Genomic DNA, 25,101 nt, shown 5'->3' with positions numbered 1-25,101 from the left:
CAGGAACCACACCGGCCCGAGGGATGGTGGAGATGGCGTTGAGCCCGTATCTGGAGGCGCCCGTGGGCCGGGCGGATCTGCTCGCCCGGCTGGAGCGGGCGCTGGGCGAGCGCGGGCGGGTGGTCCTCACCGGAGCCGCCGGCGTCGGCAAGACCGCGCTCGCCGCGGCCGCCGCGGCCCGTGCCGAGCACCGCGGCGAGACCGTGATGTCCCTGGTGCCGGAGGAGGCCGACCGGCACATACCCGGCGCGGTCACCGCCACCCTGCTGGCCGCCGCCCCCGCCGGACTCCTCGCCGGGCTCCCCGAACCGCAGCGTGAGGCGGTCGCCGTGGCGCTGCGCCAGGTGCCGCCGCCGGAGGGCGGCCGGGACCCGATCGCGCTGCGGATGGCCGTCGCCGGGCTGCTGCGCGCGCTGGGCTCCGGCGCCCCGGCGCTGCTGGTGGTGGACAACGCCCACTGGCTCGACCCGGAGTCCGCCGCCGTGCTCCGCTTCGCCCTCCACCTCGCGCCGCCCCGGCTCCGGGTCATCCTCGTCGAACAGCTGCACGGCACCGACCCGGGCATCGACCCGGGCACCGACGTGGTCGCCGGCCTCGGCGGACCGGAGGTCATCGTGGTCCCGCCGCTCGACGCCGACGAGGTGGCCGAATTGCTGGTCCGGCACGGGCTGCCGTACCGGCTGGCCGGCCGCGTCCACCAGGCCAGCGGCGGCAACGCCCGCCTCGCCCTGACCGTGGGCCGCTCGCTGAAGGTCTCCCGGCCCTCGGTGCACCACGCCGACGGCCTGCCGCTCACCGGGCAGGTACGGCTGGCCGCCCGGCGGATGCTGGACCGGGTGACCCCGCCGGTCCGCGAGGCGCTCTTCCTCGCCGCCCTCGCCCACCGGCCCACCGCCGCGCTGCTGCGCCGGGCCGGCCGTCCCGCCGCGGACTCCGAGCTCGCCGACGCCGAACAGGCCGGTCTGATCAGCCTCGGCGAGGACGGCGCCGTGGTCTTCACCGCCGACCTGCTCCGCGCCACCCTGGTCGCCGAGGCCGACTCCGGCGCCCGGGCCGCCGGCCACGCCGCGCTCGCCGAGGCGGTGTACGACGCCGTCCACGCGGTACGCCACCGGGCCCTCGCCCGGACCGCCGCCGACGAGGACCTGGCCGCCGCGCTCACCGAGGCGGCCACCGCGTCCCGGCTGCGCGGCAACCGCGCCCTCGCCGCCGAACTCGCCCTGCTCGCCGCCGAGCGCACCCCCGGCGGCCGGCCGGAGGCGGAACTGGCCCGTCTGGTCACCGCCGCCCGGGACGCCGGCCGGGCCGGCCGCGCCGACCTCGCCCGCCGCGCCGCCAACGCCATCCTCGCCCGCGACGCCACCCCCGCCGACCGGGTACGCGCCCGGCTCGCCGTCTTCGACACCGCCGGACAGGGGCTCGCCGACCTCGACCAGGAGTACGCGCACGCCCTCCAGGACGCCGGTGACGACCTGCGGCTGCGCGCCGCCGTGCAGCTCCGGCTGGCCTGGAAACACCTGCTCGCCGACGGTGACCCGCACCGCTCCCACCAGGCGGCCATCGCCGCCGCCTCGCTCGCCGAGGAGGCCGGGGACCGCTCCACCGCCGCCCAGGCGCTGGCCGTCCGCGCCCGGGTGGAACGTTCCCTCGGCATCGAGGAGGCCGAGGAGAGCCTCGCCCGGGCCCGCGCCCTGGAGATCGCCGAGGGGCCGGTCGGCGCGCTCAACCCGGCGCAGATCCTCACCATCCGGCACGCGCTCTTCGACGACCGGCTCACCGAGGCCCGCGCCCAGCTGATCGCCCTGCTGCCGGTGGTGGAGCGCCGGGGCACCGCCGAGGACGTCATCGAGGTCTGCCGCACCCTCGCCGAGGTGCAGGTCCGCCTCGGCCAGTGCACCGCCGCCCTCGGCCACGCCCGGCGGTCGCTGGAACTCACCATGGAGGCCGGGCTCTCCCCGGGGCCCGCCTGGTACGCCTCGGCCCTCGCCGAGACCGCCGGCGGTTCCTTCCAGCGGGCCGCGAGCTACGCCCGGCGCGGCGTGCAGGCGTCCGAGGAGGAGCGGGACCAGGTCTTCCTGGCCCGCAACCGCTACGCCCTCGGCCGCATCCAGCTGATCATCGGTGACGTCGCCGCCGCGGTACGGACCCTCCGCTCGGTGCAGGACCTGGAGACAGCGCAGCAGGTGGTCGATCCGTCCATGCTGCGCTGGCACGAGGAGCTGGCGCTGGCGCTGGTGGCCGTCGACGAGCCGGAGCAGGCCGCCGGTCTCATCGCCGCCACCCGCCCCACCGCGGAGCGGCTCGGCCGGGACACCGTGCTGCTCGGCCTGGACCGGGCGGAGGCGGTGTGCCTGGCGGCCCAGGGGGACCCGGGCGGCGCGGTGGCCCGGCTGGAGGAGACCGCGCGGCGCTATGCCGAGCGCGAGCTGCTGATGGACCAGGGCCGCACCCTCATCGACATCGCCCGGGTGGAGCGCCGGCGCCGGCGCCGGGCACCGGCCCAGGCCGCGCTGCAGGCGGCGGCGGAGGTGTTCACCCGGCTCGGCGCCCGTCCCTGGCTCGCCCTCACCGCCGAACCGGTGACCGCCCCCCGGGGCGACCGGGCCGGCGCCCCCGGCGGTACGTCGCCGCTCACCGAGGCGGAGCTGAGGCTCGCCCGGCTGGTCTGCCAGGGCGCCAGCAACCAGGAGGCCGCGGCGAAGATGTTCCTGAGCGTGAAGACGGTGGAGGCCCGGCTCACCCGCATCTACCAGAAGCTCGACGTACGCTCCCGGGCCCAGCTGTCGGCCGCCCTCCGCCAGTCCTGAGCGACGCCCGTCCCGATCCCCCCGGCGCGGGGCCCCTCCCCGTACGACGGCCCCTGCTCCCGTACGACGGTCCGCCCCGCCCGCGTACGACGGCCGCCCGGGGTTCCGGCACCGGCCGGCGGGCACCGCCGCGGGCGGGCCCGGGCGGGTGGTGACCGCGCCGTCCGTCCGGGCGGTGACCGGCCCGGTCACCGCCCGGCGGCGTCACCGGTGGGCGCGGCCGGACGGCCGGCGGACAACGGCGCGGGGCCGGCGGTCAGCGGTAGTTGACGAACTGCAGGGCGAAGTCGAAGTCCTTGCCCTTGAGCAGCGCGATCACGGCCTGGAGGTCGTCCCGGCTCTTGGAGGACACCCGCAGCTCGTCGCCCTGCACCTGCGCCTTGACGCCCTTCGGGCCCTCCTCGCGGATCACCTTGGCGACCTTCTTGGCGTTCTCCTGCGAGATCCCCTCCTGCAGCGAGGCGAAGATCTTGTACTCCTTGCCGGACGCCTGCGGCTCGCCGGCGTCCAGCGCCTTCAGCGAGATCCCGCGCTTGACCAGCTTGGACTGGAAGACGTCGAGGATCGCCTTGACCCGCTCCTCGGAGTTGGCCCGCATCTCGATCTTCTCGCCCGACCAGGCGATCGAGGCGCCCACGTTCTTGAAGTCGTAGCGCTGCGAGATCTCCCGGCCGGCCTGGTTGAGCGCGTTGTCGACCTCCTGCCGCTCGACCTTCGAGACGATGTCGAAACTGGAGTCGGCCATATTGCGTTGGCTCCTCGTACGTAGAACGGTCAGGGACGCGGCCCCGCCGGCCCGGCGGGCAGCCGGGGAAGGGGAGGACCGCACCGGTCAGCCTAGTCACTCCGACCAAGATCGACCGGAGATCAACCCGGTGGCGGAGCACCCCTGGGCATCGGGTATTGTTTACGTCGTTGCCAGGGAGTCCCGACGCAAGAGCGAGATCCCGGCTTCATCCCAGGCGGTGTGCCCGAGTGGCCAATGGGAGCGGACTGTAAATCCGTCGGCTTAGCCTACCCAGGTTCGAATCCTGGCGCCGCCACAGGAGTGGAACGGCCCCTGAAGCGTGGAGACACGCTTCAGGGGCCGTTCGCTGTTCCCGTGCCCCGCCGGCCACCGCGCCGGCCTCTGTCACAGCCCGGCTCCTGCACCGGCCCCGCCGTCCTGCACCCATGGCGCTGGACGCCCAGCGCGGGACGGGGCGGTGAGCACCCCGCACCGCCCCACGGGGGCCGCCACCGCGGGGGCCGACCGCGCCGCCCGGACCGCGCCGCCGTGACCGCGACACCGGGGCCGTGACCGTGGACACCGGGCCGTGACGCGGACGCCGCCGGGGTGCGCCGCGGTGCCGGCGTCCCCCGCGGGTGCCCCGCTACGCCGGGTGCCCCGCTACGCGGGCGTCGTGGCGATCGCGCGCACCGCGTCCGTCACCGGGTCGTCGCCGCCGATCAGCTCCAGGGTGCGGCCGGCGGTGCGCGGCTCGTCCAGCAGGGCCACCAGGGTCGCGGCCACGTCGTCCCGGGTGACCGCACCGCGGCCGGTGTGCTCGGCGAGGGTCACCAGGCCGGTGCCGGGGTCGTCGGTCAGCCGGCCCGGGCGCAGCACCGTCCAGTCCAGCCCCGACCGGGAGCGCACGGCCTCGTCGGCGGCGCCCTTGGCCCGCAAATAGGCGGTGAAGACCGGGTCCGGGCCCTCCTGGGCGGCGGGGTCGGCGCCCATCGAGGACACCACGAGGAAGCGGCGCACCCCGGCCCGCTCGGCGGCGTCGGCGAAGAGCACCGCGGCGGCCCGGTCCACCGTCTCCTTCCGGGCGGCGCCGCTGCCGGGGCCCGCGCCGGCGGCGAAGACCGCCGCGTCGGCGCCCTCCAGGTGCCGCGTCACATCGTCCACCGACGCCGACTCCAGGTCGCACACGACCGGCTCCGCGCCCGCCGCGAGCAGGTCTCCGGCCTGCCCGGTCCGGCGGATGACACCCGCCACCTCGTCCCCGCGCCCGGCGAGCAGCCGTTCCAGCCGCAGGGCGATCCGACCATGTCCACCAGCGATCACAACGCGCATGGTCCCGACCGTAACCGGTGTGGTGCGCCGTGCAACCGTGAGCGGCTCCCAGCGGTCTGTTTGATGACCGTCCGACACGCGTTCGCCGGGCGTCCGTACGAACCGAGGAGTTCCCATGCCCACCGCCTCCCGCGTCCCCGGCCGTCCCGTCGCCCGCCGAACGTCGGCCGTGGCGGGCTGTGCGGCCGTCCTGGCCGTCACCCTCGCCGGGTGCGGCGAGGCCGGGAACGTCCCGCCGGGCGAGCGGCTCAACGGCGCGGTGGAGCGGCTCGGCGAGCGGGAATCGCTGTCGGTGAGCTTCCGGCTGGACGCCCCGCCGGAGCGGATGGCCGAGCTGCTCGACATCGCGCCGACCGGGCCGGGGAGCGGCGGCGAGGCACCGGCGGTGGACGGGCTGCGGGTCCGCTTCGAGGTGCGGGCGAAGAAGCCGATCGCCGAGGCGGGGGAGAAGGACCTGGTCGGCGCCCGGCTGACGTTCGGCACCCGGGACGCCGACCTCGCCGAGTACCGGATGGTCGGCACCTCGGTGTACTACCGCGCCGACTTCGGCGCCTTCGCCGAACTCGCCGGGGGCCCGGAGGGCGGCCCCTTCGGGGAGGAGCTCGACAAGCGCTTCGGCGACAAGTGGTTCCGGGTGGACACCGACGAGCTGACCGAGGACGGCCCGTTCGACGGTTTCGGGCCCGGGGCCAAGCGGAAGGGGAAGGCCGACGGGACCGCGCCCGGCCTGTCGCCGGCCCAGGGGCAGAAGGTGCTGGACGCGCTCCGCACGGCCGTCGCCGACGGGGTCACCGTGGAGGACCGGGGCACCCGGGACGGGGTGACCCATGTGGTGGCCACCGGCTCGGCACGGCAGCTGCTCACCGGGGTGGTGGACGCGCTGCGCCCGGTCGCCGGGGAACTCCCGGGCGGGGAGGACCTGCCGACGGCGAAGGACCTCCGGGACGTGCCGGACGAGGAGGTCTCGCTCGACTTCTCGGTGCGGGACGGCGCGCTGACGGGCATCGGTGCCGACCTCGCGCCGCTGGTGGACGGGGGCCGCGAGGGCGAGAAGTTCCCGGTGGGCGTCGAGTTCGGGGCCGCCGGGGAGATCACCGCCCCGCCCGCGGCCGACACCGTCCGGCCCGAGGAGATGTTCCAGGAGTTCCTCGGCGAGGAGGGGTTCGACGACCTGGCCGACGACGAGGACGCGGACGCCGACTTCTCGGTCGAGCCGCTGTAGCGTCCCGGGTTCGGGTGGCCTCGGGACCCCGCCCGCGCCGCAGGCGCTCCTGGGGGCTCCCGCGCCCCGCGGAGCCCCGTGCGGGCCGGCCACCGGCGTCATCGGCGCCGGCCCAGCCTGGACCGGCGCACCCGTATGCCCCTGAGGCCGCCCCCACGGCCCCGCCCGTCCGGCAGGCGCCCGGCGCGCCCGGTACGCGCGTCCGGGCGCCCGTGGAGGGACCCGAGCACGCGGGCCCGGACCCGCGTGCCGACGGCGCCCCGGTGAAGACCCCGAGAAGCACCGGACCTCGGGAAGCCCGCACCGGGCTGTGTGGCCCGCAGGCACCCGCCACGGGCCCGGAGGCGCCAACCCGGCCGGCCGGGGACGGGGGCTGCGGGCCGGAGCACACGGGCCCGGACGCCACGGGCCCGGAGGCGCCAACCCGGCCGGCCGGGGACGGGGGCGGCCGGCCGGAGCACACCGGCCCGACCCGCGGCCGGGCCCGTGCCCGCCACACCGCCCGGCAGCCGCCGGCAGCGCCTCAGCCCGGCGGCGGCCGGCCGGGGCCGTCGGCCGGGGGGCGCTGGGAGCGCAGCTGGCGCGGCAGGTCCAGCGCCACCGCGACGGCGGAGTCGCAGTACTCGCGCACCGCGCTGGTCCGCGCCACCACCCGGCCCCGGTGCACCACGATCCGGCTGTACCCGAGCGACAGGACCGCCGCCAGGCCGGTGCCGCGCACCGCCAGCAGCTCCGCCGGGAACCCGGCCTCCACCCGGACCTCGGGCAGCCCCATCGCCGCGCGGGCCCGGGCGGACACCGCCTGGTACGCCTCCTCGGGCGCCAGGCCGGCCTGCGCGGCGAGGAGGTACGCGGACTCCAGCGGGTCGCCCCGCCCCACCGGGTTGGCCGCGTCCCGCAGCGCGCCGCTGCCCGCCGTCACCCGCACCCCGGCCGCCCGCAGCAGCCTCACCGGGGTGCGGCACGCGCCGAGGCCGCCGTGCCGGCCGGGGTCCTCCAGGCCGGCGCAGTCGCCCTGCGGCAGGCAGACGACGGTGACGCCGGCCGCGGCGAGCTGGTCCGCCGCCCGGGCCGCCACCGGGTGCGGCAGCCGGGCGAGCCCGCCGCACGGGCCGATGCTCACACCGGGCCGCAGCCCGCCCGCCATGGCCGCCAGCCGGGCCAGCCGGGCCGGGTCGGCGCCGTCGGTGTGCAGGTCCACGGCGCAGCCGTGCTCGGCCGCGACCGCGAGGACGGCCTCCACGTGGCCGATGGGGTCCGGGTCCAGGTCGGGGCAGCCGCCGATGACCACCGGACCGGCGCGGACCGCGTCCCGCAGCACCGCGAGCCCCTCGGCACCGGCCACCCCGGTCAGCACCCGGGGCACCGCCACCGCGGTGAGGTCGGTGAGGCCGTGCAGCGCCTGCCGCGCCCGGAGCACCGCCTCCAGCGAGCGCAGCCCGTGCAGGCCGCCGATCCGCACATGGGTGCGCAGCGCGGTGGCGCCGTGCCCCAGGTGCACCAGGGCCGCCTCGGTGGTGCGGCGCTGCACGTCCAGCGGGTCGTCGCCGAGGGGGCCCCGGGCGTCCGCGGTGAGCGCGGTGTCGCAGTGCGCGTGCGGCTCGGCCGGGGCGGGCAGCAGCAGGTACCCGGCGAGGTCCACCCGGGTGGTCGCGGCACCGAGGCTGCCGGCGGTGCCGACGGCCTCGATCCGCCCGCCGCCGAGCCGGACGTCCACCACCCTCCCGTCGGCGAGCCTGGCCCCGCCGAGCACCAGCGACGGGCCGTCCGGGCCGGTGCCGTCGGGGGGCGGGGAACGGCGCGGCTGATGCGGCTGCGGCTGGCTGTCAGGCATCGCGCTCCTGAAGTCTGCGGGGGCGTACGCGCCGGGCGCACCGGCGGCGCCGACGGGCATACGCAGCCAAGATCGCTCAAGGTGGTCCGAAGCCTAGGACGAGGTGCGGGCGGCTACGCGCAGGAGCCGAATAGTCGTACCGGTGTGGTGCGCCGGGCGCCCCGCGGCCCCGCGGGACCCACCCCGGACCGCGCCGCCGGCACCGTCGGGCCGCGCCGCGGGCCCGCCCCCGGTGCACCGCCGGACACTGCGGCAGGCCCGCCCCGGTCCGCCGGGACCCGCCGCGGCCCTCGTCCCGGAACCCACCCACGGCCCGGCCGCCGGGCCGTCCCGGAGCCCGCGGCCGGGACCGTCCAAGGACTTGTCCCGGGGCCGGGCGCGGCGTGCCCGCGGGGCGCCCGGACCGGCGGCGGAGGCGGTCTTGCCAGGGCGGGCGGATACGGATTTCACCTTCGGCGGCCAAGCGTGTAATGTCTTCATCGCTCGCCCCAATAGCTCAGTCGGCAGAGCGTCTCCATGGTAAGGAGAAGGTCTACGGTTCGATTCCGTATTGGGGCTCTGATGTGAGAGGTTTCTGCTCGGCTTCGGCCGGGCAGGATCGATCGCATCGCAGCGGTGTAGCTCAGTCGGTAGAGCAAGCGGCTCATAATCGCTGTGTCACCGGTTCAAGTCCGGTCACCGCTACTGACAGTAGCCGATTGTGGGGTCGGTCCTTCGATCGGCTACTATTCCTGCGTTAATCCATCCATCCCCTTGGGTTCGGCATCCAGGGGAAGGTCCACGGTCAAGGAGCACTCAACGTGGCTGCCACCGACGTCCGCCCGAAGATCACGCTGGCCTGCGTGGAGTGCAAGGAGCGGAACTACATCACCAAGAAGAACCGGCGTAACAACCCGGACCGTCTTGAGATGAAGAAGCACTGCCCGCGCTGCAACGCGCACACCGCGCACCGCGAGACGCGATAAATCAGTCTCATTCACGAGGCCGCCCCCACTGCGGGGGCGGCCTCGTGCTGTTGCTGGCCACCGATCACCGGTCCACCATTCACGCTTGCAGGAGGTGCCGAGCCGATGGCGCTCGACCAGTCCTTCGTCGGGCGGTCTTATCCGCCCACCCGGCCTTATGAGGTCGGCCGGGAGAAGATCCGCGAATTCGCCGAGGCGATCGGCGACCCCCATCCGGTGTACGTCGATCCGGAGGCGGCCAAGGAGCTCGGCCACCCCGATGTGATCGCCCCGCCGACGTTCCCCTTCGCGATCACGACCAAGGTGGCGCAGCAGGTCATCGAGGACCCCGAGCTCGGCCTCGACTACACCCGCGTGGTGCACGGCGACCAGAAGTTCAGCTACACCCGCCCGGTGCGGGCCGGCGACCGGCTCAGCGTCACCTCGCACATCGAGGACATCAAGTCGCTGGCCGGCAACGACGTGCTGCTGGTCCGCAACGAACTGCACGACGAGCACGGCGAGCACGTGGTGACGACGCACACCAAGCTGGTGGCGCGCGCCGCCGAGGAGGGGGCCCCGGGCACGGGGACCGCGGCGGGGACTCCGGGAGAGTGACGCAGATGACAGCGAAGGTCCGTTACGACGACGTGGAGGTCGGCACCGAACTGCCGGCCCGGTCGTTCCCCGTGAATCGCGCCACACTGGTCGCGTACGCGGGCGCCTCGGGGGACTTCAACCCGATCCACTGGAACGAGAAGTTCGCCAAGGACGTGGGCCTGCCCGACGTGATCGCGCACGGCATGTTCACCATGGCCTCGGCGATCCGCGTGGTGACCGACTGGACCGGCGACCCGGGCGCGGTGATCGACTACGGGGTGCGGTTCACCAAGCCGGTCGTGGTGCCCAACGACGGCCACGGCACGGTCATCGAGGTCAGCGGCAAGGTCGCCGCCAAGCTGGACGACGACGCCCGGACCGTGCGGGTCGACCTCACGGTGGTCCACGAGGGCAAGAAGGTCCTCGGCATGTCCCGGGCCGTGGTCGCCCTCGCCTGACGGCGCCCCGCCCCGTGGCCGGGTGCCGGCCCGGCGGCCCGGGGGAGCGGCGCCGGGCTCTCGTACTCTTGAGCCCGTGCAGGAACTCCACAACGCCCCGCTGGCCCCGCTCACCACGCTCCGGCTCGGCGGCCCCGCCACCCGCCTGATCACGGCCACCACCGACGACGAGGTGATCGCCGCGGTCCGCGCGGCCGACGCGTCGGCCACCCCGCTGCTGATCATCGGCGGCGGCAGCAACCTGGTCATCTCCGACAAGGGCTTCGAGGGGACGGCCCTGCGCATCGCCACCCGCGGCGTCCGGCTGGACGGCACCCGGCTGGAGCTGGCCGCCGGCGAGAACTGGTCCGAGGCGGTGGCCCGGACCGTCGAGGCCGGGCTGGCCGGCATCGAGTGCCTGGCCGGCATCCCCGGCTCGGCGGGCGCCACCCCGATCCAGAACGTCGGCGCGTACGGCCAGGAGGTCTCGGCCACCATCACCGAGGTGGTGGCCTTCGACCGCCGGGCCGACGAGGTGGTCACCCTCCCCAACGACGCGTGCGGCTTCGCGTACCGGTACAGCCGCTTCAAGGCCGATCCGGACCGTTACGTGGTGCTGCGGGTCCGGTTCGGGCTGGAGGACGCCGGCGGGCTCTCCGCGCCGGTGAGGTACGCCGAGACGGCCCGGGTGCTCGGGGTCGAGGTCGGCGACCGGGTGCCCGCCGCGACGGCCCGCGAGACGGTGCTGAAGCTCCGCGCCGGAAAGGGCATGGTGCTCGACCCGGAGGACCACGACACCTGGTCCGCGGGCTCGTTCTTCACCAACCCGGTGCTCACCGCGGACGAGTACGCCGCCTTCCTGGCGCGGGTCGCCGAGCGGCTCGGCCCCGGCGTGACCCCGCCGGCGTACCCGGCGGGGGACGGGCTGACCAAGACCTCGGCCGCCTGGCTGATCGACAAGGCCGGCTTCACCAAGGGGTACGGCAGCGGGCCGGCCCGGATCTCCACCAAGCACACCCTGGCGCTCACCAACCGCGGCGGGGCCACCACCGAGGACCTGCTGGCGCTGGCCCGCGAGGTGGTCGCGGGCGTCGAGGCCGCCTTCGGCGTCCCGCTGGTCAACGAGCCGGTGATGGTGGGCACCGGCCTCTGACCCCGACGGCGCCGGGCCTCGCCGCACCACCCCGCGCGCCCGGCCCGCGCCGCGCCCGCCACCCCCGTACCCGCACCCGGGCACACCCGCGCCCCGGCCCGCCCGCAACCAGGTGCGGCGGCACCGCCGGTCCGCCGGTCCGTCACCCGCCGTCACCCCCGGCGCGGGGCCGTGGTCCCGCGGAGGCCCGGGCCGCGGTCCCGTGGACGCCCGGCCGGCCGTGTCCCGCGCGGCACCGCACGCCCGCCGCCGCCCCGCGGCTCCGGGCCCGTACGCCCCCCGTACGCCCCCGCGCGGTCAGCGCGGCAGCACGGCGGCCGGGGCGGTGCCCGAAACCGGGGCCGGGGCCGCGGTGAGCCAGTCGTCGATGGCCGCCAGCAGCTCCGCGCGCACCCCGTCCGGGGCGGCCGAGCCGCGCACCGACTGCCGGGCCAGCTCGGCCAGCTCCGCGTCGGTGAACCCGTGGTGGTCGCGGGCCAGCTCGTACTGCGCCGCCAGCCGCGAGCCGAACAGCAGCGGGTCGTCGGCGCCCAGCGCCATCGGCACCCCGGCGTCGAAGAGGGTGCGCAGCGGCACGTCCTCGGGCCGGTCGTAGACGCCCAGCGCCACGTTGGACGCCGGGCACACCTCGCAGGTCACCTGGCGCTCGGCGAGCCGGCGCAGCATCCGCGGGTCCTCGGCGGCGCGCACCCCGTGGCCGATCCGGGCCGCGCCGAGGTCGTCCAGGCAGTCCCGGACGCTGCCGGCGCCGGACAGCTCACCGCCGTGCGGGGCGGCCAGCAGCCCGCCGTCCCGGGCGATGGCGAAGGCCCGGTCGAAGTCCCGGGCCAGGCCGCGCCGCTCGTCGTTGGAGAGGCCGAAGCCGACCACGCCGCGGTCCCGGAAGCGCACCGCCAGCCGGGCCAGGGTGCGGGCGTCCAGCGGGTGTTTGGTGCGGTTGGCGGCGACCAGGACGCGTATCCCCAGCCCGGTGTCCCGCGAGGCGCGGTCCACCGCGTCCAGGATGATCTCCAGGGCCGGGATCAGGCCGCCCAGCCGGGGCGCGTACGAGGTGGGGTCGACCTGGATCTCCAGCCACCGCGAGCCGTCCCGGACGTCCTCCTCGGCGGCCTCGCGCACCAGCCGCTCGATGTCCTCCGGCGAGCGCAGGCAGGAGCGGGCGATGTCGTACAGGCGCTGGAAGCGGAACCAGCCGCGTTCGTCGGTGGCCCGCAGCCGCGGGGGTTCGCCGCCGCTGAGCGCCTCCGGCAGGTGCACGCCGTACTTGTCGGCCAGCTCCAGCAGGGTGCCGGGCCGCATCGAACCGGTGAAGTGCAGGTGGAGGTGGGCCTTGGGCAGCCGGCGCAGATCGCGCCGGGCGCCGGCCGCCGCGGTCCCGGCGGAAGGGGCGGCGGGTCCGCCGTGCTGCGGCGGCGGCACGGCGGCGGGTTTCCGATCGTTGGGGGGACGGTCCCCGAAGGACTGCAACATCCCAAGATCCTGCCGCATCCGGTCGCGGACCGGAAAGGGAATGCGCCGCGGGGAGCCGCTTCGGCCCGCACGGGGGTCTGTCCGAACGCGGATGCGGGGCCCGAGGGCCCCGCATCCGGGAGGGTGCCGCCCCGCCGTACCGCGGCCGGGAGGGCGGCGCTGTGAATTGCGTCACCGTGTCCGCACAACGCCGGGTCCGTACCTCACGGTGCCCGCACGTCACCGCGCCCGTACGTCACCGGGTGTCCGGCCCGCCCGGGGCCGGACACCCGGCGGACCGGTGTCAGTCGCGCGCCTCGGCGAGCAGCTTCTGGACGCGCGAGACGCCCTCGACCAGGTCCTCGTCGCCCAGCGCGTAGGACAGCCGCAGGTAGCCCGGGGTGCCGAAGGCCTCGCCGGGGACCACCGCGACCTCGACCTCGTCCAGGATCAGCGCGGCCAGCTCCACCGAGCTCTGCGGGCGCTTGCCGCGGATCTCCTTGCCCAGCAGCCCCTTGACCGAGGGGTACGCGTAGAAGGCGCCCTCCGGCTCCGGGCACACCACGCCGTCGATCTCGTTGAGCATGCGCACGATGGTCTGCCGCCGGCGGTCGAACGCGCGGCGCATCTCGGCCACCGCGTCCAGGTCGCCGGAGACCGCCTTCAGCGCCGCCGCCTGCGCGACGTTGGAGACGTTGGAGGTGGCGTGCGACTGGAGGTTGGCGGCGGCCTTGACCACGTCCTGCGGGCCGATCAGCCACCCCACCCGCCAGCCGGTCATGGCGTACGTCTTGGCGACGCCGTTGACCACGATGCACTTGTCCCGCAGCTCCGGCACGACCACCGGCAGCGAGTGGAAGGCGGCGTCGCCGTAGACGAGGTGCTCGTAGATCTCGTCGGTGAGCACCCACAGGCCGTGCTCGGCTGCCCAGCGGCCGATCGCCTCGACCTGCTCGCGCGGGTAGACCGCGCCGGTCGGGTTGGACGGGGAGACGAAGAGCAGCACCTTGGTGCGCTCGGTGCGGGCCGCCTCCAGCTGCTCGACCGAGACCCGGTAGCCGGTGGTCTCGTCCGCCACCACCTCCACCGGCACACCGCCGGCCAGCCGGATCGACTCCGGGTAGGTGGTCCAGTACGGGGCGGGCACGATGACCTCGTCGCCCGGGTCCAGGATCGCGGCGAACGCCTCGTAGATGGCCTGCTTGCCGCCGTTGGTCACCAGGACCTGGGACGCCTCGACCTGGTAGCCGGAGTCGCGCAGCGTCTTGGCGGCGATGGCGGCCTTCAGCTCGGGCAGCCCGCCGGCCGGGGTGTAGCGGTGGAACCTCGGGTCGCGGCAGGCCTCCACGGCGGCCTCGACGATGTAGTCCGGCGTGGGGAAGTCCGGTTCACCGGCGCCGAAGCCGATCACCGGGCGGCCGGCGGCCTTGAGGGCCTTCGCCTTGGCGTCCACGGCGAGCGTCGCGGACTCGGAGATCGAGCCGACGCGCCGGGAGACGCGGCGGTCGGTGGGGGACGCGGAGTCAGGGTTGGCAGCGGTCATACCTGCATGGTCCCAGACCCCCGCGGGCCGGGGCACACAGGATTCGGCGGGTCCGGGAGAGGCCCGGGAGAGGCCAGGGAGAGAAGTTTCCGGCATCGGAGCCGTCTTTCGTTCGACTGCGGGCGCCGGACCACGTATGCTCATGCGTCGTTGGCCTCCCGACATCGCTTTCCTCCGCACACTCCGTGCCGCGGGGGGTATGCGGTAAGTTGGGTTCAGCCGCAAAGGGTCGTAGCTCAATTGGTAGAGCACCGGTCTCCAAAACCGGCGGTTGGGGGTTCAAGTCCCTCCGGCCCTGCTTCACGCATCACCTCAGGGTGCGTGCGCGCGTACTGAAAGCACCGCTGTGCGGCCGGGCCGGACGCGGCACGGCCACGACCCGGATTCAGGTGAGGATGAGTGACGGAAGCCCTCGGCTCCACCGCGACGCCTGAAAGCGGTCGTCCAGAGGACGAGGTCGCGGCCAAGAAGGGCCGCCGTGGTGGCAAGCGCGGGAAGAAGGGGCCGTTCGGCCGCCTCGCGCTGTTCTACCGTCAGGTCGTCGCGGAGCTGCGCAAGGTCGTCTGGCCCACGCGCCACCAGCTGACGACCTACACCACCGTTGTGATCATTTTCGTGGTGATCATGATCGGTATCGTCACATTGATCGACTATGGGTTCAGCAACGCCGTCAAGTACGTGTTCGGCTGATCCCGGGCGAGGGCGGCTCCTGTGAGCTGCCCCTTCGCACGTTCCACCCCTTGAAGCCAGGAAGAAGCAGCCACCGTGTCTGACCCGAACCTGAACGACGCCATCGAGCCGCGCGGGGATGCGGTCGAGTCCGCCGACGACGAGCTCGACATCGTCGAGGCGGCGGACGCCGAGGGCCTTGACCAGGCCGAGGCTGCCGACGCCGACGTGCCGGCCGAGGAAGCCGCCGACGCCGACGCCGACGAGGAGTCCGAGCAGGACGAGGCGTCCGACGAGGCCGAGGACGGCGAGGGGGACGAGGAGCCCGAGGAGGAGGCGGCGCCCGCCGTCGATCCCGTGGAGGCGCTCCGCGAGGAACTCCGCACGCTCCCCGGCGAGTGGTACGTCATCCACACCTACGCCGGCTACGAGAACCGCGTGAAGACCAACCTGGAGCAGCGCGCCGTCTCGCTCAACGTCGAGGACTACATCTTCCAGGCCGAGGTGCCGCAGGAAGAGGTCGTCCAGATCAAGAACGGCGACCGCCGCACCGTCCGCCAGAACAAGCTCCCCGGCTACGTGCTGGTGCGCATGGACCTGACGAACGAGTCCTGGGGCGTGGTGCGCAACACCCCCGGTGTCACCGGCTTCGTGGGCAACGCCTACGACCCGTACCCGCTGACCCTGGACGAGATCGTCAAGATGCTCGCCCCGGAGGCCGAGGAGAAGGCCGCCAAGGAGGCCGCCGAGGCCGAGGGCCGGCCCGCGCCCAGCCGCAAGGTCGAGGTGCAGGTGCTGGACTTCGAGGTGGGCGACTCGGTCACCGTCACCGACGGCCCCTTCGCCACCCTCCAGGCGACCATCAACGAGATCAACGCCGACTCCAAGAAGGTCAAGGGCCTGGTCGAGATCTTCGGCCGGGAGACCCCGGTGGAGCTCAGCTTCGACCAGATCCAGAAGAACTGAGCGTCGGCGGTACGAACGTCCGTCCAGGTCAGGCAGTGCTCGCGCCCCGGTTCGCCGGGGCCGCCGGGGACTGGCTGACCTGCTCGGTTTCAAGGCTCACCGCGATACCCGTTATCGTGGTGTGGTATGCCTGCTCGCAGGCAAAGAACCTCTCACTAGGACCCGGAGAGAGCAATGCCTCCCAAGAAGAAGAAGGTCACGGGGCTGATCAAGCTCCAGATCCAGGCCGGCGCCGCGAACCCGGCCCCGCCGGTCGGCCCCGCGCTGGGTCAGCACGGCGTCAACATCATGGAGTTCTGCAAGGCCTACAACGCCGCGACCGAGTCGCAGCGTGGCATGGTCGTGCCGGTGGAGATCACGGTCTACGAGGACCGCTCCTTCACCTTCGTGACCAAGACCCCGCCGGCCGCGAAGCTGATCCTCAAGGCCGCGGGTGTGGAGAAGGGCTCCGGCGAGCCGCACAAGACCAAGGTCGCCAAGATCACCCGCGACCAGGTCCGTGAGATCGCCAGCACCAAGATGCCCGACCTCAACGCCAACGACCTGGACGCCGCCGAGAAGATCATCGCCGGCACCGCCCGCTCCATGGGCATCACGGTCGAGGGCTGACGCCACGCGGCGCGAGCCGCATGATCCAACCGTGGCAGGGCCAGGCGCTGGCCCGGACCACAACTCCACACCCCACCACGCGGCGGCAGCCGCCTGGTGTCACCGCACTCAGGAGCAGCAGTGAAGCGCAGCAAGACCCTCCGCGCTGCGGACGCCAAGATCGACCGGGAGCGTCTGTACGCCCCGCTTGAGGCCGTCCGTCTCGCCAAGGAGACGTCCTCCACCAAGTTCGACGGCACCGTCGAGGTCGCCTTCCGCCTGGGCGTTGACCCGCGCAAGGCCGACCAGATGGTCCGTGGCACCGTGAACCTTCCGCACGGCACCGGTAAGACCGCCCGGGTCCTGGTCTTCGCGACCGGCGACCGTGCCGAGGCCGCGCGTGCCGCGGGCGCCGACATCGTCGGCGCCGACGAGCTGATCGACGAGGTGGCCAAGGGCCGCCTCGACTTCGACGCGGTCGTCGCCACCCCGGACCTCATGGGCAAGGTCGGCCGCCTCGGCCGCGTGCTCGGTCCGCGTGGTCTGATGCCGAACCCGAAGACCGGCACCGTCACCCCGGACGTCGCCAAGGCCGTCACCGACATCAAGGGCGGCAAGATCGAGTTCCGGGTGGACAAGCACTCGAACCTCCACTTCATCATCGGCAAGGTGTCCTTCGACGACGCCAAGCTGGTGGAGAACTACGGCGCGGCGCTGGACGAGATCCTGCGTCTGAAGCCGTCGGCGGCGAAGGGCCGGTACGTCAAGAAGGCCACCATCACCACCACGATGGGCCCCGGCATCCCGGTTGACCCCAACCGCACCCGCAACCTCCTCGTCGAGGAGGACCCGGCCGCCGTCTGATCCTCATCGGACGCGGTCGCGGACGCGCACCGCGGACGGGCCCCGCACCCGAGCCAGTCGGCCGGGAGCGGGGCCCGTCCCGTTTCCCGGGCCGTCCCGTCACCCGGGACCGTCCCGTCTCACGGGCCGTGCCCCGTGGCCCGGGGGCGCGTACGAGCCCCGTGGAGTCCCGGAGACCGGCACGGGCCGGCCCGGTCGCCGGAGCCGGCGCGGTGGCCGAGCCGGCGGCCCGCGCCGGGGCCCCGGGCCGGGGCACCGGGCCGGTACGCCCGGGGCACCCCGGCGCGATACCGGCGCGCGCACCGCGCGCACGCACGGGCGGACCGCCGCCCGAACAAACCAGGAGAGCCGCCCTGATCAGGCGCGGTACCGTCCCGGAGCGGCAGGCAAGAGCACACACTTTTCGTCACAAGGGGTGGGGATCATGGGCATCGGGATACGGACCGGACGCGGCAGAGGCGCACGGGCGGCAGGGGCGGCGCTGATCGCCGCCGTGCTGTGCGCCGGGGTGGCCGGGTGCGGCTCCGCGGAGTCCGGTGCGAAGAAGGACGGGAGCACCCGGAAGGCCGCCGGGGAGCCCGGGATGTCGCCGGTGGCGGCGGTCCGGGCCGCGGCGGAGAAGAACGAGAAGTTCACCTCGTTCCGGTACCTGATGTCGGGGCGGAGTCCCGAGGACGGGCGGGTCGAGGGCGAGGGCGCGATGAGCCTGGCGGAGCCCCACGCGATGAGCCTGAAGCTGCGCGTGCCGGACCAGGGCCCGGACGCCGCGATGGAGATCCGGCTGATCGGCGACGCCCTGTACCTCGACGGCGGCCCGGCGGCCGCGGCCGAGATGGACGGCAAGCGCTGGATGAAGTTCGACAAGTCGCTGCTGGGCGGCAAGGACGGCAAGGGAGCCCCGGGCGGCGCACCGGCCCCGAGTTCGGCCGCCGGGCAGGCGGACCGCAACCCGGCCGGCGAGGCGGCACTGCTCTCCGGGTCCGAGGACGTGAAGCGGGCCGGCGAGGAGACCATCGACGGGGTGCGGACCACCCGGTACAGCGGCACGATCACCCTCGACCAGATGCGCGAGAGCATCAAGGGCGAGGACGCGAAGGTGCGCGAGCGCCGCGAGAAGAAGCTCGCCGAGTTCGAGGACCTGGGTGTCGAGAAGCTCAGCGTCGACATGTGGGTGGCGACCGAGGAGGGGCACACCAAGCGGTTCCGGATGCGGGGGAAGGGCGATCAGGGCCCGCTCGACATGACGGTCACGTTCCTGGACGTCAACAAGCCTGTCACGGTCAGCGTGCCGCCGGCCGGTCAGACGGTGGACGTGGCGGACCTCGCAGGCGGCGGCGAAGGCTGAGCTGACCGGCGGATTTCCGCCTTCTGCCGGGCACCGGTCCGGCCGCGGCGGCCCTCCCGGGGGCCGCCGCTTCGCGCATTGGTGGTGTCGGTGGCCTCCGTTACGCTCGACGCACGCTTCAGCACAGGGACACAAGGGGGATTCATGCGCACTGCTCGTCTGGGGATCCGCGCCGCGGCGCTGGCCGGCGGCATCGTCATGGCGGTGGGCCTCACCGCCTGCGGCAGCGACAAGGAAGGGGACGACAAGCCGGCCGACAAGGCCAAGGACTCCACCAACTCCTCCGACGTCGCCCCGCGCGGCGCCCTCGCGGCGCTGAAGCTGGCCTCCCAGCGCACCGACGAGCAGGACTCGGCGAAGGTCGAGGGCAGCACGGTCATCGGTGAGGCCCGCACCACCATGTCGGGCGAGATGGACTGGAGCACCGGCGGCATCCGGGCCCGCATGGACGTCACCCAGTCCGGCGGCGCGGTGCAGGGCAGCCCGATGGACGGCAAGGCGATGCCGGCCCTCTACACCGCCGACGCCATGTACATGAACCTCGGTGACCAGTTCGCCGCGACCCCGCAGGCGTCCGGCGCGCACTGGGTGAAGTACGACTACGACGTGCTCGCCCAGAAGGCGGGACCGGCCGGTGCCTTCCTCAAGGACACCATGCAGAACAACAACCCGGCCCGCTCGGTGCAGCTGGTGCTGGCCACCGGCGAGGTGAAGGCCGTCGGCGAGGAGACCGTCAAGGGCGTCAAGGCGACCCGGTACAGCGGCACCGTGAAGGTCGCGGACCTGGCGAAGCTCCAGTCCAAGGACCTCACCGCCGAGGAGCTGTCGAGCCTGCAGAAGCAGCTGGAGCAGAGCGGCACCAAGACCGAGACCATCGACCTGTGGATCGATGAGAACAACCTGCTGGTGAAGAAGCGGGAGTACGGCGAGAACAACAACGGGAAGTTCGACTCCACGGTCTTCTACACCGACTACGGCGTGGACGTCTCCGTCGAGGAGCCGCCCGCCTCGGACACCGTGAACTTCGAGGAGATCCAGGGCTGAGCCCCGCCGGATCTCCGGGCCTCCCTGGGCCTCCCGGATCCCCGGCTTCCCGGCGGGGGCCCACGGGCCTCCTCGGGCCCGGATCCCGGCGGGGACCCCTCCGATCTCCCGGAATCTCCGCCGGCCTTCGCCGGACGTCCCGCCCGCGGCTCCCGGCCGCCGACCCGCCCGAGCACGGCGCGGCCGGCGGCCGGGAGCCGATTTGCTCGGGCCGGACCGGTTCACGTACTCTTCCACGGAAGCCAAAGACCGCTGGTCGTTGCTGTGCCTCCTTCTGGAGCACGGCGGCCGAAGGATCCGCTAGCTGCGGGCGACCTGCGCAGGTGATTCGTGGATGTACTCCCGTCGCGCGCCCTCACGGGCCCGTGCACGGTCGAGTCAACGCCCCGAGCGCTTGCGCCGGGGCGTTTCGTGTTGCCCAGGTCCTTACCGACGCTATGCGGTCCTGCAATCACCCGGAAGGAGGCCGAGGCTCATGGCGAGGCCCGACAAGTCTGCCGCGGTTGCCGAGCTGACGGACAAGTTCCGCAGCTCGAACGCCGCCGTGCTGACCGAGTACCGCGGTCTCACCGTGGCACAGCTCAAGGAGCTGCGCCGTTCGCTCGGTGAGAACGCTCAGTACGCCGTGGTGAAGAACACGCTGACCAAGATCGCGGCCAACGAGGCCGGGATCGACTCGCTCGACGACCTGTTCAACGGTCCGACGGCGGTCGCCTTCGTCACCGGTGACCCGGTGGAGTCGGCGAAGGGTCTCCGTGACTTCGCCAAGGACAACCCGAACCTCGTCATCAAGGGCGGTGTCCTTGACGGCAAGGCGCTGTCCGCCGACGAGATCAAGAAGCTCGCGGACCTTGAGTCCCGCGAGGTTCTGCTCGCCAAGCTGGCGGGCGCCATGAAGGGCAAGCAGTCCCAGGCTGCCGCGCTCTTCCAGGCGCTCCCGTCGAAGTTCGTCCGCACCGCGGAGGCGCTTCGTGCCAAGCGGGACGAGCAGGGCGGTGCCGAGTAATTCGGCTCGCGTCATGACCGGCGCCGTCCCGGCGCAGGTCGCAGCGGGCCGCTAGCCCGCCGAAATGTACATCCGGCACCAGCCGAATTAGTGGAAGGACCGCCACCATGGCGAAGCTCAGCCAGGAAGACCTGCTCGCGCAGTTCGACGAGATGACCCTCATCGAGCTCTCCGAGTTCGTGAAGGCGTTCGAGGAGCGCTTCGACGTCACCGCCGCTGCCCCGGTCGCCGTCGCGGCCGCCGCCCAGGGTGGTGGCGAGGGTGCCGCCGCCGTCGAGGAGAAGGACGAGTTCGACGTCGTCCTCACCGGCGCCGGCGAGAAGAAGATCCAGGTCATCAAGGTCGTGCGTGAGCTGACCTCGCTCGGCCTGAAGGAGGCCAAGGACCTCGTGGACGGCACCCCGAAGCCGGTCCTGGAGAAGGTCAACAAGGAGGCCGCGGACAAGGCCAAGGAGGCCCTGGAGGGCGCCGGCGCCTCGGTCGAGGTCAAGTGACCTCTCGCTGAGTCCCTGACTCTGCGTGCAGGAAGGGCGATCACCCGTACGGGTGGTCGCCCTTCGGCGTTCCCGCGACGGCTGCGTTGCCTTCTCCGTGTCGCCAGGTAGGGTGATCTTCGTTGCCCCGGAGTCCCGCGGTGTGACGATCTCCCCTCCGTGGGGGGCCTTGACGAACGGCACGCAGCGCGCAATTCTCAGGACGCGACGAGGGACGCGACGACACACCGATCCGGGTTCGAGGCATGGATCGGTGGCGGAGTGGGCAGTATCGGGATGCACCGTCCGGAGGAAGAGGTGGGAGCAGCGCACCGGTCGTGGAAGACCATGCCCTGGACATCAGTGGGCCGAGTGGCTACACTGACCCTTTGCGCTGCCTGTTAGCTGCCCTCTGCCCGTCACCAGGGGCATGCCCATCGTCGAGCACAGTGGATCCACAGGCCCTGACCAGGGGTTTCGGGTCTTTGTGACCACGGTGTTCACGCTGGGACCGGTACGCGCGTAGTGAGTCCGAGCCCTCGGAAGGACCCCCTCTTGGCCGCCTCGCGCAACGCCTCGACTGCCAATACGAACAACGGCGCCAGCACCGCCCCGCTGCGCATCTCCTTTGCGAAGATCAAGGAACCCCTTGAGGTTCCGAACCTCCTTGCACTGCAGACCGAGAGCTTCGATTGGCTGCTCGGCAATGCCGCCTGGAAGGCTCGCGTCGAGGCCGCGCTGGACAGTGGTCAGGACGTGCCCACCAAGTCCGGTCTGGAGGAGATCTTCGAGGAGATCTCCCCGATCGAGGACTTCTCCGGGTCGATGTCGCTGACCTTCCGCGACCACCGCTTCGAGCCGCCGAAGAACTCCATCGACGAGTGCAAGGAGCGCGACTTCACCTACGCCGCGCCGCTCTTCGTCACCGCCGAGTTCACCAACAACGAGACCGGCGAGATCAAGTCCCAGACGGTCTTCATGGGCGACTTCCCGCTCATGACCAACAAGGGCACCTTCGTCATCAACGGCACCGAGCGTGTCGTGGTCTCGCAGCTGGTCCGCTCGCCGGGTGTCTACTTCGACAGCCAGATCGACAAGACCTCCGACAAGGACATCTTCACCGCCAAGATCATCCCGTCCCGGGGTGCCTGGCTGGAGATGGAGGTCGACAAGCGCGACATGGTCGGTGTGCGCATCGACCGCAAGCGCAAGCAGTCCGTGACCGTCCTGCTCAAGGCGCTCGGCTGGACCACCGAGCAGATCCTGGAGGAGTTCGGCGAGTACGAGTCGATGCGCGCCACCCTGGAGAAGGACCACACCCAGGGCCAGGACGACGCGCTCCTCGACATCTACCGCAAGCTGCGTCCGGGCGAGCCCCCGACCCGTGAGGCCGCGCAGACGCTGCTGGAGAACCTGTACTTCAACCCCAAGCGCTACGACCTGGCCAAGGTCGGCCGCTACAAGGTCAACAAGAAGCTGGGTGCCGACGCGCCGCTGGACGCCGGCGTGCTGACCGTGGACGACGTGATCGCCACGATCAAGTACCTGGTCAAGCTGCACGCCGGGGAGACCGAGACGGTCGGCGAGAACGGTCAGACGATCGTCGTCGAGACCGACGACATCGACCACTTCGGCAACCGTCGTCTGCGCAACGTCGGCGAGCTCATCCAGAACCAGGTCCGCACCGGTCTGGCCCGTATGGAGCGCGTCGTCCGCGAGCGGATGACCACCCAGGACGTCGAGGCGATCACGCCGCAGACCCTGATCAACATCCGGCCGGTCGTCGCCTCCATCAAGGAGTTCTTCGGCACCAGCCAGCTGTCGCAGTTCATGGACCAGACCAACCCGCTGTCGGGTCTGACCCACAAGCGCCGCCTGTCGGCGCTGGGCCCGGGTGGTCTGTCCCGTGAGCGGGCCGGCTTCGAGGTCCGTGACGTGCACCCCTCGCACTACGGCCGGATGTGCCCGATCGAGACGCCGGAAGGCCCGAACATCGGTCTGATCGGCTCGCTCGCCTCCTACGGCCGGGTCAACGCCTTCGGTTTCGTGGAGACCCCGTACCGCAAGGTCGTGGACGGCGTCGTCACCGACCAGGTGGACTTCCTCACCGCCGACGAGGAGGACCGCTTCGTCATCGCGCAGGCGAACGCGCCGCTGACCGACGACAACACCTACGCCGAGTCCCGGGTGCTGGTCCGCCGCCGCGGTGGCGAGATCGACTACGTCGCCCCGTCCGACGTGGACTACATGGACGTCTCGCCGCGCCAGATGGTGTCGGTCGCGACCGCCATGATCCCGTTCCTGGAGCACGACGACGCCAACCGCGCGCTCATGGGATCGAACATGATGCGCCAGGCCGTGCCGCTGATCAAGGCGGAGTCGCCGCTGGTCGGCACCGGCATGGAGTACCGCTGTGCGGTGGACGCCGGCGACGTCATCAAGGCCGAGAAGGACGGTGTGGTCCAGGAGGTCTCCGCGGACTACATCACGGTCGCCAACGACGACGGCACCTACACCACCTACCGGGTGGCCAAGTTCAACCGCTCCAACCAGGGCACCTCCTTCAACCAGAAGGTCGTCGTGGACGAGGGCGCCCGGGTGGTCGAGGGCCAGGTGCTCGCCGACGGTCCGTCCACCCAGAACGGTGAGATGGCGCTCGGCAAGAACCTGCTCGTGGCGTTCATGCCGTGGGAGGGCCACAACTACGAGGACGCGATCATCCTCAGCCAGCGCCTGGTGCAGGACGACGTCCTCTCCTCGATCCACATCGAGGAGCACGAGGTCGACGCCCGCGACACCAAGCTGGGCCCCGAGGAGATCACCCGGGACATCCCGAACGTCTCCGAGGAGGTCCTGGCCGACCTCGACGAGCGCGGCATCATCCGCATCGGCGCCGAGGTCATCGCCGGCGACATCCTGGTCGGCAAGGTCACCCCGAAGGGTGAGACCGAACTGACCCCGGAGGAGCGCCTGCTCCGCGCGATCTTCGGTGAGAAGGCGCGTGAGGTCCGTGACACCTCGCTGAAGGTGCCGCACGGTGAGACCGGCAAGGTCATCGGCGTGCGCGTCTTCGACCGCGAGGAGGGCGACGAGCTGCCGCCGGGCGTGAACCAGCTGGTCCGCGTCTACGTGGCGCAGAAGCGCAAGATCACCGACGGTGACAAGCTCGCCGGCCGCCACGGCAACAAGGGCGTCATCTCCAAGATCCTGCCCGTCGAGGACATGCCGTTCCTGGAGGACGGCACCCCGGTGGACATCATCCTCAACCCGCTCGGCGTCCCGTCCCGGATGAACCCGGGACAGGTGCTGGAGATCCACCTCGGCTGGCTCGCCAGCCAGGGCTGGAAGGTCGAGGGCGACGAGGACTGGATGAAGCGGCTCCAGGCGATCGGCGCCGACGAGGTCGCGCCGGGCACCAACGTCGCCACCCCGGTCTTCGACGGCGCCCGCGAGGACGAGATCGCCGGTCTCTTCGAGGCCACGGTCCCCAACCGCGACGGTGACCGTCTGGTCCTGCCCTCCGGTAAGGCCCGGCTCTTCGACGGCCGCTCCGGCGAGCCGTTCCCGGACCCGATCTCGGTCGGCTACATGTACATCCTCAAGCTGCACCACCTGGTGGACGACAAGCTGCACGCCCGCTCCACCGGTCCGTACTCCATGATCACCCAGCAGCCGCTGGGTGGTAAGGCTCAGTTCGGTGGCCAGCGCTTCGGTGAGATGGAGGTGTGGGCGCTGGAGGCTTACGGCGCCGCGTACGCCCTCCAGGAGCTGCTGACCATCAAGTCCGACGACGTCACCGGCCGCGTGAAGGTCTACGAGGCCATCGTCAAGGGCGAGAACATCCCGGAGCCCGGCATCCCCGAGTCCTTCAAGGTGCTCATCAAGGAGATGCAGTCCCTGTGCCTCAACGTGGAGGTGCTGTCGAGTGACGGTATGTCCATCGAGATGCGTGACACCGACGAGGACGTCTTCCGCGCTGCGGAGGAGCTCGGTATCGACCTGTCCCGGCGCGAGCCGAGCAGCGTCGAAGAGGTCTGACGGGTCAGACGGGGGCTCGGCCCGGCCGAGTCCCCGTCTCCCCCGGACCCCAGTCAGACC

Annotated in this window: 20 protein-coding genes and 4 tRNA genes; 19 read left to right on the top strand and 5 right to left on the bottom strand. The window is 72.7% G+C overall.

What is annotated here, in order from left to right; genetic code table 11:
- Positions 1 to 32 precede the first annotated feature (32 nt).
- Positions 33 to 2,807: a helix-turn-helix transcriptional regulator gene (locus IHE55_RS11860; protein WP_197989000.1), complete on the top strand. Its 2,775-nt coding sequence runs from the start codon at positions 33 to 35 to the stop codon at positions 2,805 to 2,807.
- 256 nt (positions 2,808 to 3,063) lie between these two features.
- Here the strand turns inward: IHE55_RS11860 and IHE55_RS11855 are convergent, their stop codons facing one another.
- Positions 3,064 to 3,552, bottom strand: coding sequence for a YajQ family cyclic di-GMP-binding protein (locus IHE55_RS11855; RefSeq protein WP_197988999.1), 489 nt, complete (start codon positions 3,550 to 3,552; stop codon positions 3,064 to 3,066).
- A 216-nt stretch (positions 3,553 to 3,768) separates the two neighbouring features.
- On the opposite strand from IHE55_RS11855, the gene IHE55_RS11850 reads away from it, so the two are divergent.
- Positions 3,769 to 3,850: transfer RNA gene (locus tag IHE55_RS11850), tRNA-Tyr, on the top strand.
- Positions 3,851 to 4,197: 347 nt separating this feature from the next.
- On the opposite strand, the gene IHE55_RS11845 is transcribed toward IHE55_RS11850, so the two are convergent.
- Positions 4,198 to 4,866, bottom strand: a complete 669-nt coding sequence (locus tag IHE55_RS11845; RefSeq protein ID WP_197988998.1) for an NAD(P)H-binding protein — start codon at positions 4,864 to 4,866, stop codon at positions 4,198 to 4,200.
- Positions 4,867 to 4,981: 115 nt separating this feature from the next.
- Between IHE55_RS11845 and IHE55_RS32260 the strand changes: the two genes are divergently transcribed.
- Entirely contained in the window at positions 4,982 to 6,088 is a 1,107-nt protein-coding gene (locus IHE55_RS32260; protein ID WP_197988997.1) for a hypothetical protein, read from the top strand.
- A 523-nt stretch (positions 6,089 to 6,611) separates the two neighbouring features.
- On the opposite strand, the gene IHE55_RS11835 is transcribed toward IHE55_RS32260, so the two are convergent.
- The gene (locus tag IHE55_RS11835; protein WP_197988996.1) at positions 6,612 to 7,922 is read right to left on the bottom strand and encodes an amidohydrolase family protein; all 1,311 of its coding nucleotides are present in this window, start codon (positions 7,920 to 7,922) and stop codon (positions 6,612 to 6,614) included.
- A 485-nt stretch (positions 7,923 to 8,407) separates the two neighbouring features.
- Between IHE55_RS11835 and IHE55_RS11830 the strand changes: the two genes are divergently transcribed.
- From IHE55_RS11830 to IHE55_RS11805, 6 genes are all read left to right on the top strand, one after another.
- Positions 8,408 to 8,480, top strand: a tRNA-Thr gene (locus IHE55_RS11830).
- Positions 8,481 to 8,533: 53 nt separating this feature from the next.
- Positions 8,534 to 8,606 (top strand) — tRNA-Met (locus tag IHE55_RS11825).
- A 116-nt stretch (positions 8,607 to 8,722) separates the two neighbouring features.
- Complete coding sequence (rpmG, locus tag IHE55_RS11820) at positions 8,723 to 8,887, top strand: 50S ribosomal protein L33 (RefSeq protein ID WP_003948671.1); 165 nt, start codon at positions 8,723 to 8,725, stop codon at positions 8,885 to 8,887.
- A gap of 105 nt (positions 8,888 to 8,992) precedes the next feature.
- Positions 8,993 to 9,484 carry a MaoC family dehydratase N-terminal domain-containing protein gene (locus tag IHE55_RS11815; RefSeq protein WP_197988995.1) on the top strand — a complete coding sequence of 164 codons (492 nt, stop codon included), beginning with the start codon at positions 8,993 to 8,995 and terminating at the stop codon, positions 9,482 to 9,484.
- 5 nt (positions 9,485 to 9,489) lie between these two features.
- The gene (locus tag IHE55_RS11810) at positions 9,490 to 9,924 is read left to right on the top strand and encodes a MaoC family dehydratase (protein WP_197988994.1); all 435 of its coding nucleotides are present in this window, start codon (positions 9,490 to 9,492) and stop codon (positions 9,922 to 9,924) included.
- A gap of 76 nt (positions 9,925 to 10,000) precedes the next feature.
- The gene (locus IHE55_RS11805) at positions 10,001 to 11,056 is read left to right on the top strand and encodes a UDP-N-acetylmuramate dehydrogenase (RefSeq protein ID WP_197988993.1); all 1,056 of its coding nucleotides are present in this window, start codon (positions 10,001 to 10,003) and stop codon (positions 11,054 to 11,056) included.
- Between the two features lie 297 nt (positions 11,057 to 11,353).
- On the opposite strand, the gene IHE55_RS11800 is transcribed toward IHE55_RS11805, so the two are convergent.
- Both IHE55_RS11800 and IHE55_RS11795 read right to left on the bottom strand, forming a co-directional pair.
- A complete protein-coding gene (locus IHE55_RS11800; RefSeq protein ID WP_197988992.1) occupies positions 11,354 to 12,526 on the bottom strand; it encodes an adenosine deaminase in 1,173 nt (390 codons plus the stop codon).
- 283 nt (positions 12,527 to 12,809) lie between these two features.
- On the bottom strand, positions 12,810 to 14,048 hold the full coding sequence (locus IHE55_RS11795) for a pyridoxal phosphate-dependent aminotransferase (protein WP_197988991.1): 1,239 nt from the start codon (positions 14,046 to 14,048) through the stop codon (positions 12,810 to 12,812).
- A gap of 225 nt (positions 14,049 to 14,273) precedes the next feature.
- On the opposite strand from IHE55_RS11795, the gene IHE55_RS11790 reads away from it, so the two are divergent.
- The 10 genes from IHE55_RS11790 to rpoB all read left to right on the top strand — a co-directional run bounded on the left by IHE55_RS11790 (position 14,274) and on the right by rpoB (position 25,041).
- Positions 14,274 to 14,346: transfer RNA gene (locus tag IHE55_RS11790), tRNA-Trp, on the top strand.
- A gap of 101 nt (positions 14,347 to 14,447) precedes the next feature.
- The gene (secE, locus tag IHE55_RS11785) at positions 14,448 to 14,738 is read left to right on the top strand and encodes a preprotein translocase subunit SecE (protein ID WP_197988990.1); all 291 of its coding nucleotides are present in this window, start codon (positions 14,448 to 14,450) and stop codon (positions 14,736 to 14,738) included.
- A 75-nt stretch (positions 14,739 to 14,813) separates the two neighbouring features.
- Complete coding sequence (gene nusG / locus IHE55_RS11780; protein ID WP_197988989.1) at positions 14,814 to 15,683, top strand: transcription termination/antitermination protein NusG; 870 nt, start codon at positions 14,814 to 14,816, stop codon at positions 15,681 to 15,683.
- Between the two features lie 174 nt (positions 15,684 to 15,857).
- Positions 15,858 to 16,292 carry a 50S ribosomal protein L11 gene (gene rplK / locus IHE55_RS11775; RefSeq protein WP_197988988.1) on the top strand — a complete coding sequence of 145 codons (435 nt, stop codon included), beginning with the start codon at positions 15,858 to 15,860 and terminating at the stop codon, positions 16,290 to 16,292.
- 120 nt (positions 16,293 to 16,412) lie between these two features.
- Positions 16,413 to 17,135, top strand: coding sequence for a 50S ribosomal protein L1 (gene rplA / locus IHE55_RS11770; protein WP_197988987.1), 723 nt, complete (start codon positions 16,413 to 16,415; stop codon positions 17,133 to 17,135).
- 424 nt (positions 17,136 to 17,559) lie between these two features.
- On the top strand, positions 17,560 to 18,480 hold the full coding sequence (locus IHE55_RS11765; protein WP_197988986.1) for an SCO4651 family lipoprotein: 921 nt from the start codon (positions 17,560 to 17,562) through the stop codon (positions 18,478 to 18,480).
- Between the two features lie 144 nt (positions 18,481 to 18,624).
- Positions 18,625 to 19,524: an SCO4651 family lipoprotein gene (locus IHE55_RS11760; protein ID WP_197988985.1), complete on the top strand. Its 900-nt coding sequence runs from the start codon at positions 18,625 to 18,627 to the stop codon at positions 19,522 to 19,524.
- 475 nt (positions 19,525 to 19,999) lie between these two features.
- Positions 20,000 to 20,530 (top strand): 50S ribosomal protein L10, encoded by a 531-nt coding sequence (gene rplJ, locus IHE55_RS11755; RefSeq protein WP_197988984.1) that lies wholly within the window; start codon positions 20,000 to 20,002, stop codon positions 20,528 to 20,530.
- A gap of 107 nt (positions 20,531 to 20,637) precedes the next feature.
- Positions 20,638 to 21,024, top strand: coding sequence for a 50S ribosomal protein L7/L12 (gene rplL, locus IHE55_RS11750; RefSeq protein WP_197988983.1), 387 nt, complete (start codon positions 20,638 to 20,640; stop codon positions 21,022 to 21,024).
- A 534-nt stretch (positions 21,025 to 21,558) separates the two neighbouring features.
- On the top strand, positions 21,559 to 25,041 hold the full coding sequence (gene rpoB / locus IHE55_RS11745) for a DNA-directed RNA polymerase subunit beta (protein WP_197988982.1): 3,483 nt from the start codon (positions 21,559 to 21,561) through the stop codon (positions 25,039 to 25,041).
- Positions 25,042 to 25,101: the final 60 nt, after the last annotated feature.

Source organism: Streptomyces pactum (assembly GCF_016031615.1).
Taxonomy (GTDB): domain Bacteria; phylum Actinomycetota; class Actinomycetes; order Streptomycetales; family Streptomycetaceae; genus Streptomyces; species Streptomyces pactus.
Note: the sequence above shows the minus strand (reverse complement) of the source record. Positions and strands in the feature narration are given on the sequence as shown.

Coding starts and splice junctions, on each gene's coding strand:
- IHE55_RS11860 (WP_197989000.1), top strand. CDS start 33: ATGGCGTTGAGCCCGTATCTGGAGGCGCCCGTGGGCCGGGCGGATCTG.
- IHE55_RS11855 (WP_197988999.1), bottom strand. CDS start 3,552: ATGGCCGACTCCAGTTTCGACATCGTCTCGAAGGTCGAGCGGCAGGAG.
- IHE55_RS11845 (WP_197988998.1), bottom strand. CDS start 4,866: ATGCGCGTTGTGATCGCTGGTGGACATGGTCGGATCGCCCTGCGGCTG.
- IHE55_RS32260 (WP_197988997.1), top strand. CDS start 4,982: ATGCCCACCGCCTCCCGCGTCCCCGGCCGTCCCGTCGCCCGCCGAACG.
- IHE55_RS11835 (WP_197988996.1), bottom strand. CDS start 7,922: ATGCCTGACAGCCAGCCGCAGCCGCATCAGCCGCGCCGTTCCCCGCCC.
- IHE55_RS11815 (WP_197988995.1), top strand. CDS start 8,993: ATGGCGCTCGACCAGTCCTTCGTCGGGCGGTCTTATCCGCCCACCCGG.
- IHE55_RS11810 (WP_197988994.1), top strand. CDS start 9,490: ATGACAGCGAAGGTCCGTTACGACGACGTGGAGGTCGGCACCGAACTG.
- IHE55_RS11800 (WP_197988992.1), bottom strand. CDS start 12,526: ATGTTGCAGTCCTTCGGGGACCGTCCCCCCAACGATCGGAAACCCGCC.
- IHE55_RS11795 (WP_197988991.1), bottom strand. CDS start 14,048: ATGACCGCTGCCAACCCTGACTCCGCGTCCCCCACCGACCGCCGCGTC.
- rplK (WP_197988988.1), top strand. CDS start 15,858: ATGCCTCCCAAGAAGAAGAAGGTCACGGGGCTGATCAAGCTCCAGATC.
- IHE55_RS11765 (WP_197988986.1), top strand. CDS start 17,560: ATGGGCATCGGGATACGGACCGGACGCGGCAGAGGCGCACGGGCGGCA.
- IHE55_RS11760 (WP_197988985.1), top strand. CDS start 18,625: ATGCGCACTGCTCGTCTGGGGATCCGCGCCGCGGCGCTGGCCGGCGGC.
- rplJ (WP_197988984.1), top strand. CDS start 20,000: ATGGCGAGGCCCGACAAGTCTGCCGCGGTTGCCGAGCTGACGGACAAG.
- rplL (WP_197988983.1), top strand. CDS start 20,638: ATGGCGAAGCTCAGCCAGGAAGACCTGCTCGCGCAGTTCGACGAGATG.